The organism is Betaproteobacteria bacterium (assembly GCA_016713305.1).
Classification (GTDB): domain Bacteria; phylum Pseudomonadota; class Gammaproteobacteria; order Burkholderiales.
Genome location: JADJPK010000031.1, coordinates 253,309 through 270,459 on the forward strand (window position 1 = coordinate 253,309; position 17,151 = coordinate 270,459).

Below are 17,151 nucleotides of genomic sequence, written 5' to 3' on the forward strand. Positions count from 1 at the left end.
CGTTCTTCAGCAGTGCGGAGCCGTCGGGGATGAGCTGGAAGGTGTCGTCGCCTTCGTTGCCGAAGAGCAGGTCTTCCGCCTGGCGGTCGAGGCCGCCGTTCAGCACGTCGTTGCCGGCGCCGCCGAAGATCCAGTCCTCGCCCGATCCGCCCTGCAGGATGTCGTTGCCGGTCCCGCCGAGAATCACGTCGCGCCGCACGACCTGTGGCTTGTTGGTGAAGTCGATGACCGTGGACGTGCCCTCGGTCCCCAGATCGACCGTGAATTCGTAGGTGGTCGGGATGCCGTTGGGCGAGAACACGCGCAGGAAGTAGTCCTTGCCCGCTTCCAGTCCCTCGAGCGACAGCACGCTCTGCTGTCGCCCGGAGAGATTGAGTACGGCCGTGCCGAGATAGAGCACATCGACGGGCGCGGACGGTGCGCCGGGATCATCCGGATCGATGGCATTCGCCGTCTGGGTCGGGTCGGGCGTGCCCGGCTGCAGCACCGTCGAGCACCTTGATGCCGGCAGCGTTGTAGATCTCCAGACGAAGATCGTCGGTCGCAGAGGCCTTGACGAGCCCCAGCTGGTCGTCTTCAGCGCCCCCGGTGGCGAGCGTGAAGCGGAAGAAGTCCTCATCGGCGGCGTTGTGCAGCGTGAGTCCGTCCACGCGCGCGAGCCCGCGCACGTCCGGCAGGGCGAAGGCGTCGGTGAACGAGTCGTTGCCGCTCGTGGCATCGAGGATGTCCTGCTGCAGTTGCAGGGACACCGGGCCGGTGCCCACCTCGTTGCCCGAGGCATCGTAGAGCGCCATGCCCAGACCGTCGAGCGACGAGGCGCTGTTGAGGCGGACGCGAGCACCCGCGCCCGCGGCCGAGGCCAGCGAGAACCGGAACCAGTCGGCGTCCAGCGGGTTGTCGATGGTGAGCCCCTGGACCGTCGTGTTCTGCGTGAGCGGCCCCGTGCCCAGCGACTGGGCCAAGCCCCGGACGTCGTTGCGCTTGTCGCGGTCGGCGGCGTCCACCAGGATGGCCTGGCCGGAACGCATGAGCACCGTGTCGTCGCCGTCTCCCGCGTCCACCCAGACCGTCTTCTGGACCGTCGGACCGACCGACACCCGGTCGTCGCCGCCCAGGGAATCGATGAGGATCACGTCGTAGTCGCCCTCGCCGCCCAGGATCTGGTTCGCCAGGTTGGTGGAGAGGAAGTTGATTGCCTCCAGCGCCAGCGTGCGGTCGGTGCTGTTGACGTCGATGGCCGCGGCCTGCGCATCCAGGTCGCCCGTGTCGATCACCACGTCCGTGGCATCCCACGTCGGGTTTCCGTTGGAGTCCGTGCCCTGCGCGTCCAGGCGGACCTGCGCGGCGAACGTGGAGGCGCCGTTGTTGTTGGTGAGACGGGTGACGAGGTGGTAGTCGCTGAGCAGCCCCGGCTCGGTCACGTAGTCGACGGCGATCTCGTCGTTGGCGTTGGTGCCCGCCACGTACCAGACCTTGGAGTTCTGCTTCGCGTATTCCTTCCAGTCGTTGCCCAGCAGGCCGCCGTCGAGCGATTCGAACAGCGTGCCGTCGGCGCGGAACAGCTTGTCGTTGCCCCCGTTGCCGAACATGAAATCGACGCCCGTGCCGCCGTACAGCTCGTCGTCTTCCGCCGAACCGAGCATGCGGTTGAGGCCCGTGTCTTCCAGCACGTAAGGCGTCTTGGTGGCATCGGAATCCAGCCGGCCGTCATTGTCCAGATCGCCGTCGTTGTCGTGCAGGCCGCCCTGCGCATCGACGTACACGCCGAACTGTCCGCCCGCCTTCGGATCGCGGGACCATGCGAACAGGAAATTGCGCCCCGATCCGCCGATGGCGTCGTCGTTGCCCTGACCGCCGTAGAGATAGTCGACGTCGCTGGTGGAGCCCACGCCGCCCCAGAGGCGGTCGTCTCCGCCGAAGCCGTACATCGTGTCGTCGCCGGTGCCGCCATCCAGGCGGTCACGTGCGGCGCCGCCGATCAGTGTGTCGTTGCCGGGGCCGCCATCGAAGACGCCCACGAAATCGTCGCTGCGCGCGGCCAGCAGGGACAGGTCGAGCTTGAGGACCTGAGTGCCGTTGACCACGGCATCGGCATCCCGGAAGGCGATGGTGTCGTTGCCGCCCTGCCCTTCCACCTGGAACTGCTCGACCAACGGATTGCCGTCTGCGTCGAGCCACACGGCCGTGTAGAAGTCGCGGCGGAACGTGGAGAGAACCGGGTTCTCCCGCGTGTAATCCACGTGCAGCCGTCCGTCGGCGAGCTGACCCAGCAGGATCGTGTCGTACTCGTTGCTGCCCTTGATCTCGAGAATGTCGGTCGCGTTGTCGTCGAGAACGTCGTTCTCGAAGTCGTTGCCGAAGTGGCCGTCGAAGACCTCGTTCACACCCGCGGGCAGCGGGTCGTATTCCGTCTCCACGTCCATGAGCAGCAGGTCGATGCCGCCGCCGCCGTAGAGCCTGTCGATGCCGTTCTGGCCCTTGATGCGGTCGCCGTCGGCGCCGCCCCACAGGTCGTCGTCGCCGCCGCCGCCGAAGAGCTGGTCCTGGCCCGAACCACCGAACAGCAGATCGCTGCCGCCGATGATGTCCGCCAGCACGCTGTCGCCGTAGACGGGTCCCGCCAGACGGTCGCCGTGCAGGTAGTCGTTGCCGTCGTCGCCCAGCAGCGTGTCCTGGCGCAGGTTGCCGAACAGCAGGTCGTTGCCCGACCCGCCATGGAGTTCGTCGCCGATGCGGGCGGTCTCGGCGGCAATCGCCGCGTCGCCGTCGATGAGCCGCACATCCGAGTAGGCGTGCAGGCGGTCGACGCCGTCGCCGCCGTAGAGCCGCTGGCCGGCCTGCTGGCCGTTGACGGCCGACTGGTCGCCGCCGATCCCGTTGACGGTGACGCCCGCGTCGTTGTCCCGGCCGGCATCGCCGTAGAGGAAGTCTGCGCCGCTGTCGCCGTAGAGCTGGTCGATGCCGGTGCCGCCGAACAGCGTGTCGTTGTTGCCGCCGCCACGGATGACGTCGTGGCCACGTTGGCCACGGACGATGGCATCGCTGACGCCGCCGTCCAGGTAGTCCGAATCGTCGCCGCCGAAGAGATCGTCGGTATCGAAGCCGCCGAACAGGAAGTCGATGCCGCCGTCGCCGTGAAGGGAATCCTGGCCGTCGGCGAGGTCGCCGTCCACGGACAGGTTGTCCAGGGCCACCGCGTTGATGCGCGGCGGGACGAAGCCGGTGTCGAATCTCGCCTCGTTCAGATCGAACGCGAAGGGATTGATGAAGTTGGACGAGACGTTGAGGTCGAAGTTGGCGCGGCCGACTTTCTCGAAGCCGCCCCAGATGATGTCCTGGCCGCCGCCGCCATGCAGATCGTCGTTGCCGAAGCCGCCGATGATCCGGTCGTCGCCGCCGTCGCCGAAGATGTGGTCGAGGTCGTCGCCGCCGTCGATGTCGTCGTTGCCCGCCAGACCGTGAATGGTGTCGGAACCGTCGTCGCCCAGGATCGTGTCGTTTCCGAGATCGCCCCAGATCTGATCGTCTCCGAGCCCGCCATCGATGGAGTTCGCCCCCGTGTCGCCGCCGGCCTCGCCGATGCCGCCGTACAGCAGGTCGTTGCCCAGGCCCCCCAGGATCTCGTCGATTCCGGCGTCACCGAAGACCGTGTCGTTTCCGTCCTCGCCGAGGACACGGTCGTTGCCCGCCCCCGTGCGGATGATGTCGTTCCCGACGCCGCCGAAGACCAGATCCTTGCCGCCGCCTGCCTGAATCGTGTCGTTGCCGGCGTCACCGAAGATGAGATCGAGACCGTCGCCCGACGTGATGACGTCGTCGCCGTCCTGGCCGTGGATGGTGTTGCTGTCGTTCAGCGTCGTGATGGTGTCGCCACCCGCCGTCCCGGTGTTCTCGCCGTCCTTGTCGTCGCCGAAGATGAGGTTGTTGCCAGCGCCGCCGTCGATGATGTCGGCACCGCCGCCGCCGTAGATCTTGTCGGCGTCGGATTCGCCGAAGATGGTGTCGTCTTCCTCGTCCCCATAGATCTCGTCCGATCCCGCACCGCCGCGGATGGTGTCCTGTCCCGTGTTGCCACGGATGAAGTCCTTGTTGTCGCCACCGATCAGCGTGTCGTTGCCCGCACCGCCGAGGATGGTGTTGTCCTGCTTGCCGCCGTCGATCGTGTCCGCGCCGTCGTTGCCCTGGAGCGTGTCGAAGCCGTCCTCGCCGAAGATGGTGTCGTCGCCTGTATTGCCCTGGATGGTGTCGTCGCCCTTGCCGCCCCAGATGCGGTCGTTGCCGCCGTTGCCGAAGACGATGTCCGCACCGCCGCTCGCGCCCTTGTTCGTGTCCTTGACGGTGGCAGGATCGAAGCTGAAGAAGTCTCCCGCCGCGGTCAGCGTGAACACCACGCCATCGGCGAAGATCACGTCGTTGCCGGCCGGCGTATCGGCCCCCGGGGCCGTGCCCGGATCGGCGTCGCCGCCGATCACGTCGGCGCCGCCACCGCCGATGATGATGTCGTCGCCCGCGCCGCCATCGACGATGTCGGCGCCGTCAGCCAGGCTCGCTCCGGCCGAGAGGACGACTTCCTCCTTGTCGAGCCGCGCCTTGTCGGCGGCGATGAAGTCGTTGCCGCCCTTGCCGCTGATCTTGTCGGCGCCGCCCTCGCCATAGATGATGTCCGCGAGGTCGCTGCCTTCGATGGTGTCGTCACCGTCGCCGCCCTTGACGATGCCGCGGCCGGCACCGAGACGGATGATGTCGTTGCCCGTGCCGCCTTCCACCTCGGCCACGATGTTCGTGTCCGTGACCTGGGACAGGTCGATGATGTCGTCGCCCTCGCCGCCCAGCGCGATGATGCGCGAGTCGACGTCGTACTCCTGCGCCATGGACTCGGTGACGCCCAGGTTCGGGGCCCACACCTTGACCTTGCCCGCGCCGGACTGCTTGACGAAGAACTGCTCGGCGATGTCGTTCTCGTTGCCCTCCAGGCGGTCCTTGGAGTACTTGCCCATGTTGAGCTGAAGCACGCCGTCCGGCAGTTCCGTGGCCAGCGTCGGGATCCGCGTGAACGGGATGTCGAAGTCCACGATGGTGATCTCGGGGGTGATGTTGAATTCCTTGTCCACCGAGAACAGCAGGAGGTCGATCTTGAGGTAGGCGAAGAGCTTGGCGAATATCCTGCCGGTCACGTCGAACACCGCCAGCGGCGACAGCGCCGGCTCGCCGTACTTGAATTCGTTGAGGAAGTTCGTGGCCAGTTCGTACAGCCGGATCTTGCCGTCCTCGTCCGGGTCGTGCAGGTTGAAGTCGACGGTGAAGAAGATCCCGCCGCCCACGCCGGCCTTGGCCACGCCCAGATTGATTTCCGCCGACGCGGTGATGCCGCCGCCGAAGTGGACCTCGGGAATGTCGACGCCGCTCGTGTTGAGGTCATCGATGAAGAAGCCGTCGATCAGCGACAGCGGATTCTTGAAGCCGCCGTCGAAGAAGCGCTTGATGCCCAGCGTGTCGTAGCCGAAGGCGAAGTCGATGGCGACATTGAAGCGCCCCTCGATGGCGGCGCCCAGCGGACCCCAGATGGGGAAGAACTGCGAGTAGCGGAAGTCGAACAGCAGCGGCTGCGGGTCGATCCGCACCAGCGTGACGTCGTTGCCCATCAGCAGGCCGAAGATCGGGCCCGGATCGGTGATGATCGGGAAGGAGATCATCTGGCCGAAGGTCTGGTTGCCCAGATTCTTCGTGAACGTGGTCGTCCGGCTGGCGCCCGGATTGGAGGCCTGCAGCTGCGACATCGTCTGGTTGAAGTCGTACGACGACGTGTTGGTGGGCGTGAGGGTCTGCCGCACCGTGCTGTTCCTGCTCGACAGGTTGCCGCGCAGGTTCGGGTTGTTGATGTCGTAGACCTTGAAGCCGCCGAACGGGATGAACAGCGTATCGGTGTCGGTCGGGATGTTGTTGATCAGCGTGATGAAGCCCGCGATGTCGCGGATCAGCCCCACGTTGAACTTCTCGGGCGGGGTGATCGCCTGGGCGATGTCGATGAGCGTCATCGGCTTGCCGGCGAGATCGGAGATCACGGGGATCGGCGTGGTCAGCGCATCGATGAGCGGCTGCAGCGGCTCGGTGATCTTCTGCACTTCCTTCACGATCGGCTGCACGTACTGGGAGATGAACGTTCCCATGTCCATGCCGATGTTGCGGAACTCGACCAGCTTCAGGCCTTCCTGGATCGAATCGCCGATCGCGCTGAAGCTGACGAACTCTCCCGCGTCGCGGTCACCGATCGCCCACTCGAGGACGAAGTCGGCCTGCAGCTTGGGGAATGCGGATTCGGCGTTGGGAATCAGCTCGTTGTTGAGACGCAGCTCCAGGCCCAGATCGACGTTCGCCTCGGCGGCCACGCCGGCATTGAGCCGGATGTTGCCGAAGTCCGTGATGCCTACCCGCTCGTCTTCGCCGGTCGTCGTGTACAGGTCAACTGCGATGCTCGCGCCCAGACCCGTGTTGCCGTTGTCCGAGGCATCGACCTGCAGGAAACCCAGCGTCCCGGTGATGCCCGCGCCAGGCAGCGTCACGTCGATGTCCATGCGCAGTTCGTCGGGGTTGTCCAGCTTCAGATAGAACCCCTTGCCGCCGCCTATGCCGAAGCCGAAGTTGACTTCCTAGTCCACGCTCACTTCGATCGCGCCACGCGTCTCCAGGCCGAGGCCGGGAATGCCGAGGTCGAAGTCGATGCCCGTGCCGGCCGTGACCAGGTTGCCGCCGAGCTGGATGTCCCAGTCCATGAAGATCTCGCGCAGCGGCACGCCCGGCTCGTCGATATTGGTGTTGAGCCCGATGTCCTCGACGGTGATCTCGCCGTCCTCGTTGCGGTCCCCCAGGATGCCCTGGCCGTTGATCTGGATGGTGTCGTGCAGCAGCTCGTACAGCTTGACGGAGATGAAGTTGGCCGACGGGTCGTTGGCCGTCTCCACGACGTTGCGCAGCTCGTCGATGAAGCTCTCGCGGAAGTCCTCGATAAATGTGGCCGCACTGGAGAGCTTGTCGCCTATGAGCGGCATCTTGAGCCCCGCCACCTCGCCATCCAGGAAGTCCTGCAGCAGCGCGAGGAAGCCGTCGACCCCGTCGATGATCAGCAGCAGGTTGTCCATCGCGCTGAACTGGCTGAAATCGAACGTGAGGATCTCGGGCGCGACGTAAATGAACTGATCGGCGGAGGGACCGGCAGTGCCACCGATGACGAGGCCGTCGTCGATGGACGCGGAGAGGTGGCCGCCGATCACGATGTCGCCGCGGTACAGGCTCTCGGTGGGGAAGTACACGGGCAGGGTGCCGTCGACGTCGATGCTCATGCCCACGTCGACCGAGCCACCGAGATCGGACAAGAGGTCGGTGAGCAGAATGCGCTTGGATTCGTCGGTGCTGCCTGTCAGCGCGGAGTCCTTCAGCGTGAGACCGAAGTTGCCTTCGATGCCCAGGCTGCCGCCGACGATCTTGCCGCCGATGAAGGGCCCGCCGTCGGGATCGCCCAGGCCGATGGCGAAGGAGATGTCTTCAGCTCCCGCATCGATGTGCCCCTGGATGCCCGTGTCGCCGAACACGACGATCTCGGTCGGGTCGGCGAGATTGAGACCGAACGCCAGCGTGAGGTCGAGATTGCCCTGCGTGCGCAAATCTGCGCCCCCGGACAGTTCGAAGGCCTGTGTAGGCAGTTCGAACCCGATGGGCAGGGATTCGGAGAAGCCGGGCTTGAACGTGAGATCGAAGCGCAGGAAGGTGTCCGTGCCGTCCTCGATGAGGGACAGCCCCAGGACGTCGCTGTCCTGAGGCATGTTGAAGGCTTCCTTCAACTTCTGCTCGAGGAACTGCACCGTGCCTGCAGGATTCGCCTCCACCTGGTCCAGCGCCGCGGCGAATTCGTCGGCGTAGCCGAGCATGTCGTTGACGCTCACATTGATGAGCGGGATCTGCTCGTTCAGGAAGCCGAACTCCTCGAACTCCTGCAGGAAGTCGACGAGGCTTCGCAACGCTTCCAGCACGTCGGCAAAACCGATGTCGTCGAAGTTGCCCAGCTGATCGAACCCGGACGTCGTGATGCTGATCACGGGCGCCTGGCCATCGAACGGGTCGCCGATGTCCGTGATGTCCACGGTGACGGTCGGCTCGGCCCCGGTCTGGATGAGGCCGAACGACGGCTCCAGGTCGACGCTGAAGGTGAGGTTGCCGTTGCCGTTCACCTCGGGCGCGTCGATGAGGGTGTCGATGTCGTCCAGACCATCGATCAGCTCCTTCAACGTGATCTTGCCGTCGGCCCGGCTGGTGCCGGGATCCTGCAGATCCATGCGGATCTCGCCTTCGAGGTGGCCATCGCCCTTGAGCGAGACGCCCACGAAACCGAACTTCGCGGCGAGCACGACGCCCTCCGCTTCGCCCGTGCCTGTGGGCGCCAGACCCAGTTCCGACACGGCGGTACCGGATGCGGTGATCGTGAACGATGTGGTTCCTTCGGCCTCGTTGCGGAAGATGAGGCGCTCGCCGTCATCGCCGACGAAGACCTTGCCCTTGGAGGATCTTGACGCCCCCCACCTCGACGTTGTCGATGGCGGCCTGGACGTCGGTCACGATGTCCGCCATGTTCGCGTTGGCGGCCGTGTCCGCAACCGACACCGAGACGGCGACGCCCGCACCGCCGTTCAACGAATTGCTGGTGATGGTGAACTGTGCGTCCGCCGTGAGCTGACCCGCTGCCGCCGGCGACCTCGTTGGCGGCAGTGATGACGTAAGCGTCGGGCGTGTCGATCTCGAAGCCTGCCCGCGCGTGTGCGTCCTCGATGAACAGCCGGTCGAGAATGTCGACGCCTCCGAGGGGCGCGCTGTCGATGATGTGGTCCGGCGTTTCGTCCGGATCGTCCGGATCCACCACGTCGGAGCCGAGGATGCCGAGCAGACTCGCCGCGTTGGAACCAATGGCGTTGTCGATCCGGAACACTGCCGATCCGGAGGGTGACGTGTCGCGCAGTCGCAAGCGCGAATTCTCGTCGGTGAACTCGACCTGGACACGGCCGCCTGTCTGGCTCTCGATCGCATTGATGACGTCACCGAGCGTCGCGGTATCGGTGAGCGCATCGAAGTTCACCTCGCGGCGCACGCCATCCCGCGTGGTGATGACGATATCGGCGGGGCTGCCGGTATTGGCCGTGCCAAGACCGAGTTCGGATACGGCGACTCCGCTGGCGTTGATGACGAAGCTGGTCGTGCCCGGTTCCTTGGCCGTGAACGTGAGGCGGCGTCCCTCGGAACCGACCACCACCTTGTTCTTGAGGATCTGCACGCCGCCCACTTCGACATTGTCGATGGCGTTCTGCACGTCGTTCACGACGTCCAGGATGCTCATGTTCGCCGGCGTCTCGGACTTGGGCACGGTGACCGTCACCGGCGAGCCGCCGTTGACGCTGTTCATCGCGACCGTGAACGTCGCATCGCCCGACAGGCGTCCGGGCCTGCCGATGAGTTCGGACTGGGCGCGCACGCGCAGCTGTCCCTCGACGGTATCGCCCGTCTGGTTCGTGGCGAAGCCCAACTGCGCGGCGGCACTGCTGGCGGACTTGTACTTCAGAGCGGTGACGCCGCCCTGTGCATTGAGAACGACACGGTTGCCGTCCTTCGCGGCCTGCACCTGGCTGGCGACGCCCGCGGCCGCCAGCGCGGCATTGATGTCGACAAGAAGATCATCGATGGTCTGGTTCGTCTCGGCGGCGGCCTTGGTCACCGTGACCTCGACGTCCGACGCGGCGCCGTTGATGTTCAGCTTGAACTTGGCGTCGTCGGTCAGCTGGCCGTAGGAGTTCTTCACTTCCTCCGGGGCTGCGATCACGCGGTCCTTGTTGAAGGTGATCGCGCCGCCTTTCAGGGACGACAGGAGCGTCGACTCCGACAGGGTGACGTAGCCTTCCTCGCCCAGGTAGATCCCCAGGCGAATGCCCAGTTCGCCGTCGGCAGACAGTTTGAGCGCACCGTCACCCGTCACATCGCCGATCGCGCCGAGATCGATGTTGAAATCGAGCGGGGTGTCGATCTGCGCGAAGGTCCGCTGCAGGGAGAGATCGACGACGATGGATTCGCGGGCCGCATCCCAGGTGACCGGACTGCCGGCGCCGAGAATCTCCACCAGCCGTTCGGCAAGCTGCTGTGCCGTGTTGAAGCGGGGATTGTTGTCCTTGTCGACCAGCTTGGCGGTGTCGTCGTCCAGCGTGTCCGCCGTGCCGTTGTCGTCGTACATCAGCGCCTTCTGGATGAGGTCGCCGAGTTCGAGCGCTCCCCGTACGACGTCACCGACCAGGGGAACGTCGACGCTGAAGGCATCGGTATTCTTGAGATCCGACAGCCAGCCCGTGATCTGCGCGAGCAGGCTCACGAGGGTTCCTGCGTTCATGTTCGTGAAGCGGGACAGGTCGGTCAGGGACGAAGGAATGTCGACGTCGATCGTGTTCGGATCGGCGAGATTGGTCCAGTTGAGCGTGATGGCCGTGGACGGGCTGGCCACGAGGCCGATGAACGGCGCGCTGATCGGCAGCACCACCTCGGCCGAGCCGCTGAAGGCGAGGTTGGCCGTTCCGAGCGCGTCGAGCAGTTCGGAGAAGTCGATGCGCCCGTTGGCGTTGCCGCTGCCAGGTTCGGCCAGGGACAGCGTGAAGGTCGGATTCGCGGTGATCGATCCGTCCACGACGCCCACGGAGAGGAAGCCGAACCGGGCTTCCGCATCGAGGTTCTCCGCACTGAGGATGAGTTCCGCCGCCACGGACGGATCGCGGATGAACATCCACTCAGTGGGATCGGCAGGCGTGGCGAGCAGATTGTCGAAGTCGATGCCCACGCCCACGTGAAAGTCGAGCTCTCCGGTCACGGAGGCGTCCGACGAGAAGCTGAGATCGGCGAGACCTGCCTCGAGATCGAAACCGAGATCCAGCGCCTCCGCCGAGAACAGCTGCTGGGTGAAGGCGAGATCCCAGGTGAGTTCCTTCGTGGCGCTGTCGAAGTTCAGCCCCAGTGCGTCCGCCTGCACCCCCAGTTCCTCGGCCAGATTGGCGATGAGCTCCTGGATCGAACCGAAACGCACCTGGCCGGAGGCGGTGCCGATGGGATCGATGATGTTCGTCTGGATGAAGTTCGCGATGTCGACGATGGCATCGAGCGAGTCCTGCAGGAGCGGCACTTCCTTGCCGTTGAACGTCACCGAGAAATCGGTCAGGGACCGGATCTGGTCCAGCACCTGCTGCGCACCCACGCGGAGGGAGTCGATCAGGGTCGGCGCCGCGCGGGCGCTGGCCGTCATCTCGATCGTCGACAGATCGGTGATGCTGCCCCAGGTGAACGTGACATCCGCCGAGCCCAGGTCGAAGGGCGGCGCATCGCCGGGAAGCACTGCGGCCACGCGGGCATCCACCGTGACGGAGATGTCATCCGCCGCCGAACCGGCGACCGTGAAATCCAGCGTCTGCTCCAGAGCGGACGGCGTGCCGATGGCGCTGTCGAGATCGGCGATGCGAAGCTTCTCGTCGCCGCCGGCATTGTCCTTGAGGACCACGTCCAGGCGCAGCGCGGGATCCACCTCGAGCGAGGCATCCGCGAGGGTGACATCGAGGAAGCCGATGCGGCCGGAGGCGTTGAGATCGCCCTCGATGCCGATGTCGCGCACGGTCATGCGGGTGTTGCCGCCGGTCGTGTCGATGTAGAAGCCATCCGCATCCACGCCGAACACGACGCGCAGCGTGACTTCCGCACCGATGGTGAGCTTGCCCGACAGGTCCACGATGCCGCCGAGCTGCGACGTCAGGATGTCGATGTCGGCCTGGCCCTCCAGGCGGCGGACGATCGTCGCGTCGAAGCGCGTGTTGCCCGCCGACGAGGTCATCGTGACGTTGCCGTCCGTCGTGTCCAGTGCGTCGAGCTTCTGCTGCAACTGGGTCGCCGTGAGCCCGGGGATGGAGGCCAGCGTGAATCCGTTGGGGCCTTCCTCGATCAGCCGGCGGAAACCGCTCAGGACCGCGTCGGTCGCGATGCTGCCCGCCGAAGTGCCGTCTCCCGGCGCATCGGTGCCCGCGGGTGCGTTGGTCGCCGTGCTGCGTCCCTGGAGCGCGCGCGGCAGGGAATTGCCGACCAGCGCGATCTCGTCCCACGCGCCGTCGCCGGAAGCGTCGAGGTAGTTGAACAGGAAGTTGAGACCGGCACCGAATTTCTCGCTCTCCGTCGCGGCCGCGACGTTGTCCTGCACGTTGGCCGCCGTGACGTTCTCGTACGTCACACTCTGGGCGCGGCTGAATCGCGAGTCGTAGGACTTGATGGTCGTCCGGGCGCCATCCACCGTCACCGTCTTGCTTTCGCGGGCCTGGCCTTCGAGCACCAGCCGGTTGCCGGCACCGGCGCCACCATCGAAATGAATGCCTTCGGGCAGGCTGAGCGGTCCGTTCGTGCTGTCGACCGTCAGGGTATCGTTGCCACCGTTGCCGAAGACCTCGATCTTCTGCAGGGTGTCGATGGACGCCGAGTAGACCAGTTCGCCTGTCAGCCCCACACGAACTTCGACCTGCGAAGCGTTGGTGGGGCTGCGGCGGATGACGAACTCGTCGTCTCCGGTGCCGCCGTCGATGCGCAGCGTGGACGGCTGGGTGAGGAAAGACTCCGCCCCCATCACGGTCCAGGCGCCACGGCCTTGTGTTCCCGCGAGCAGCACGTCGCCTTCGTTGGCGGCACCGAAAGCCGCCGCCGTGCGTTCCGTGAGATCGAGGTCGAACACCAGGGCGTTGGGCAGCCCGTTGCCGAATTCCGTCCAGATGCCGCCGGGAGCAGGATCGATGGCGCGATAGGTTCCCGCCGCTCCGCCGGCCAGCAGAATCAGGTGCCCGCCCATCCGCGTGGTCTCGACGCTGCGCACGTCCGGATTGTTCATCCGCTGCGACACGAGTACCCAATCATTGCCGGTGGTGCGCCGCCAGACTCCGGTGTCGGTGGCCGCGAAGATCACGTCGTGATCTTCCGGATCGACCGCGATGTCCTCGATGGACGTCGCCCCGCCAATGGTGAGCGTGGTGAAGTCCGCGGCGACCCCTCCTGCCCCGGTGCGGGCCGTGCGGACCAGCACCTCGTTGCCGCGCGATGCGGCGATGAAGTCGGCGTTGTTGGTCCCGCCCTTGCGGCCGCCGTACACCACCGAACTGAACACGCCGCCGTTGTTCGTGCCGGCTGCCGGCAGCGACAGGCGCTGCACGGTATCAAGACCGTCGTAGAGCGTTGCGCCGCCCGTGCCGATGTTCGTGCTTTCGTACAGACGAGTGATCCCCAGCAGCATCCGCGAGGAGTCCACCGTGTTCACGGTGTACGGATACTCGATGAACGAGCCGATGAGATTCGTGTCGCGCGTAGACAGCGCCGTGAAGCGGTTCGTGACCGACACCTGGCCCGTGCCGGCATTGGTGAAGGTGACGGGTGTTCCGCCGTTGGAGTTGGCGAGCTGGAACGTGGTGGGGCTCGCTGCAGTGACGCCCACCACGAAGTAGCTTCCGGCGCCTGTGGCGCCGCCCGGAAGGTTGCCGGTGCTGTCGACCCAGACCACGTCGCCATTCGAGAAGCCGTGTGCCGCCGCGCTGGTCAGCACGCCCGTCCCGGCATTGACCGCCACATTGACCGTGTCGGTCGTGGCGGCTGTGAGCCCCACGTGGTGGTTGGACCCGGCGACCATGTTGCCGGTGGCGTCGAAGAGGCGGAATCCGAGCGTTTCGAAACTGTTGCCCATCGTGTAACGGCGCACCTGCTCGAAGGCCGGGTCGGCGTCGGTGTTGATGGGCACCGCGAGCGCCGTGTTGCCGTCGCCCGAACGCCGGAAGACCACCACCTCATCCCACGCGAAGCGCTCGTCCGCCTCGTCGACGAAACCGTCACCGTCATCGTCCGTGCCGTTGACGGCGCCGGGCTGCTCCGCGATCCCGTTGTCCTGCGTCCCGATGAAGACGATGTTGTTCAACGGGTCGTACGCTGCGGAGAGCACTTCGACGGCGCGAATGCCGTTGTTGAGCACTTCCCAGCGGATGCCCTCGAGGGTCACCGTGAACGTCCCGATGAGCGCCGAGCTGAGCGAGTCTCCGGCAGCCAGCGTGATCGTCTGGGCCGTGACCGACGCGATGGTGTACTGACCGAAGTTCACGTTGGCCAGCGTGCCGTTGTCCTGCGCATTGCGGATGAACAACCGCATGCCGGCCTGGAATCCATCGGTGACAAAACTGCCGCTCGCGACCGTGCGGGTGATGGTCGAGGAAGCGCCGTTGGCGAACGTGAAGGCGGTCCGGGCCGTGGCCGGCGCCGTGGTCGCGGGATTGGGCATGCGATAGACGCCGCCGTCATCGCTCTGAAGGATGCGGCCCGTGCTGTCGAAGGTGATCACGCGCGCATCGGGGTGCGTCCCGGTCGGCATGACGGGACGCCAGACCTGCCCGTTGGGCGCCGCACGGTTGTCCCACCAGAACAGGTTCGTGCCGAGTTGCGCCGTGTCTCCGCCGATGAACACGTTTTCCGCTGCGTCCACGGCGAGAGCGAAATTGCGCTGTCCCTGCTGGCCCACGTGCACCTGCGGCTGAACGTTGCCGGGCGTGGAGGGAATGGCCAGTGCACCGGTGATGACGATTCCCGCCGCGGGTGCGGGCTCCGCGACGAACGCCGCAGGTGTGTTGCTGATCGATCGAAGCGTCAGCACCGTGGGGGTGGCGGCGGTCACGAAGTAGCGGCCGTTGTTGTTGACCGTGCCGGACACCGTGGCGAGGTGGCCGGGCATGAACCCGTCCGCACCCCAGGTCCCCGCGCCTGCGGGCCGGGTGATCGTGATGACGCCCGCGGTCCCACCGGAAGCGATGGTGAGGGTCGGGTTGCCGCTGATCTGGATGGGCGTGCGGGAGACCTGGTTGATCACGGCGCCCGCCACGCCGGCGCCGGCCGCGATGTTGGAACCGGCGGCGAGCGTGAGGGTGGTGGCCGTGACGGCCGTCACGCGGTAGAGCGTCGCGGTGCCGCCCGGGAGCGTGACGGCGATCTCGCGGTTGGCGACGAAGCCATCGGTGACGAAGCTGCCACCCGCGTCCTTGCGGGTGATCGTGGGGCTCGCGCCCGCCACGATGTCCACTGCGGCCCCGCCCGACATGGAGACGTCTTCCGCATACATCGGATCGCGCGGGGGCGGATTGGTGCCGACGAGCGCCCAGTTGGCACTGGCCGGAGCCTTGCGCCATACGCCCATCAGCCAGTCGGTCGTGCCGATGAGCGCGGCATAGACCGGGTTGTCGTTGGCGGTGCGGTTCTCGCGCACGGACAGCACGATGCGGGCAGCCCCGGCGGCTCCTTCCTCCGGATTGTCGACGCCCAGATAGGCATCGTTGTCGACGCCATCCGCGGCGACACCGAGCGTGCCGTTGATGTTGGTCCACGTGGCGCCGGCGTTGTCCGACTGGTAGACACCCCCGCCCACCACCCCCCTGTAAAGGCGCGAGAGATTGCCCGGATCCTGGACGATGGACGTCACGGAACTGACGGGGAAGTGATAGACACCCGGCTGCGCGGGCGCGGCGACGATCTCGGACTTGGTGAAGGTCTGCCCGCCATCGGTGCTGCGGAAGACGCCGCCAGCACGGGCGACGCGCGTCTGCAGAGCACCGGTGTCGTCGCGCGACGTGACGGAATTGGCGATGGTGCCGACGACGACGACGTCCTGTGCGCCGTCGCGCGTCGCCACGATGGATGCGATGGGCAGGCCCGCCATGTCGGGCGGCGTGATCAGTTCCCAGGTGGCGCCGCCGTTGACCGAACGCATGAGGCCGACGCTCTGGCCGCCCGTGTACTGGTTGCTGAACTGGCCGGTGCCGGCATAGACGACCAGCTTCTCCACGGGAGTCGCCGCCGTGACGAGCGCGCCGGTGTTGTCGTGGGTGCTGACGGCCAGAGCGCCGATCGCCAGCGACGGGAACTGGTCGGTCGTCGTGGACCACGTGGCGCCCGCATCGGTGGAGCGCCAGACGCCGCCGTTCACCGTGCCGACGAAGAGGATGTTGGAATTGAGCGGATGATCCGCGATCGCCTGGATGGCGCCCGCCCAGGGCTGGCCGCGGAACAGCGGGAAACCGGCCGCGTTGCCGATGCCGCCTGGCCCTTGCTCCACCCAGTTCGGAACACCGTTCGCGGTCAACGTGAACGAGGCCCCGAGGACCGTTTCCACGTTGCGCAGCTCCACCGCCGGCCCGGTGCCTTCGACCAGAAGAATCGTGCCGTCGGACTGGCGTACAGCCGTCATCGACACGGCCCGGCCGCTCACGTCCACCGTGTCGTTGCCTTCTCCACCGTCGATCACGATGCGGCTGTCGAACAGCAGCGCATCGAAATTGATGACGTCGTCGCCCGCGTTCGCGTTGATGAGCAGGTTCTGCTGCGGCTCGCGCAGCGTGTGGTCCTCGAAGGTTCCGTTGAGGCTGTCGATGAGCAGCGTGCCCACGGTGACGCCATCGAATACCCGGAACGTGTCTGCACCCGCGGTCGCCAGGTTCAACACCTTGTCCGGCGCGATGGTGTTGTCAGGCAGCGGCTCCATGTTGGCGTAGGCGATCGTCTGGTCGTCCAGACGCACCGTCCCGGAGGACGGACCTGTGGCATCGAAGATGGCGATGGTGACGCGCCGCTCCGCGATGACCAGCGAATCGAATCCGCCCGCGCCGCCGTCGATCAGGCCGCTGACCGTGGCATCGGGCCCGATGATGAAGGTGTCGCGATCGTTGTCGCCCCCGGTGAGGCCACCGTCGACGCTGCCCGAGACGGTCCAGACGCGCTCGGGGGTGTCGAGCCATCCGGCCGGCGTGGCGATGTTGGGATCGACCGAGGCAGGGCCGGGGTTGATGTTGACCGTGATCGGTGCCGTCGTGTCCGGCGCATTGTTGCGGAGGATTTCGGGAACAGCCCCCCCCGGGAGGTCTGCCGAGAGCAGCACCCGCGGCTCCAGCGCCTCGAAGAACGCCTTTCGGCGGAAGGGGATCGGGGTTCTACGTTGAGCGGTCGCGCGGCGACCATGGAAGAACCGATTGAATGCGTTTCGCCCGAGCATAGCCGACCCCTTGCCGCGATCTGCGGCGGCTTCATCAC

2 protein-coding genes and 1 pseudogene are annotated in these 17,151 nt (G+C 66.2%); all 3 read right to left on the minus strand.

The window, feature by feature from the left end; translation table 11 throughout:
* Positions 1–91: 91 nt before the first annotated feature.
* Positions 92–184: pseudogene (locus IPK20_22740) on the minus strand (calcium-binding protein).
* Between the two features lie 244 nt (positions 185–428).
* Entirely contained in the window at positions 429–6,572 is a 6,144-nt protein-coding gene (locus IPK20_22745; GenBank protein ID MBK8019206.1) for a hypothetical protein, read from the minus strand.
* A gap of 1,703 nt (positions 6,573–8,275) precedes the next feature.
* The gene (locus IPK20_22750; GenBank protein ID MBK8019207.1) at positions 8,276–16,999 is read right to left on the minus strand and encodes an exo-alpha-sialidase; all 8,724 of its coding nucleotides are present in this window, start codon (positions 16,997–16,999) and stop codon (positions 8,276–8,278) included.
* Positions 17,000–17,151: the final 152 nt, after the last annotated feature.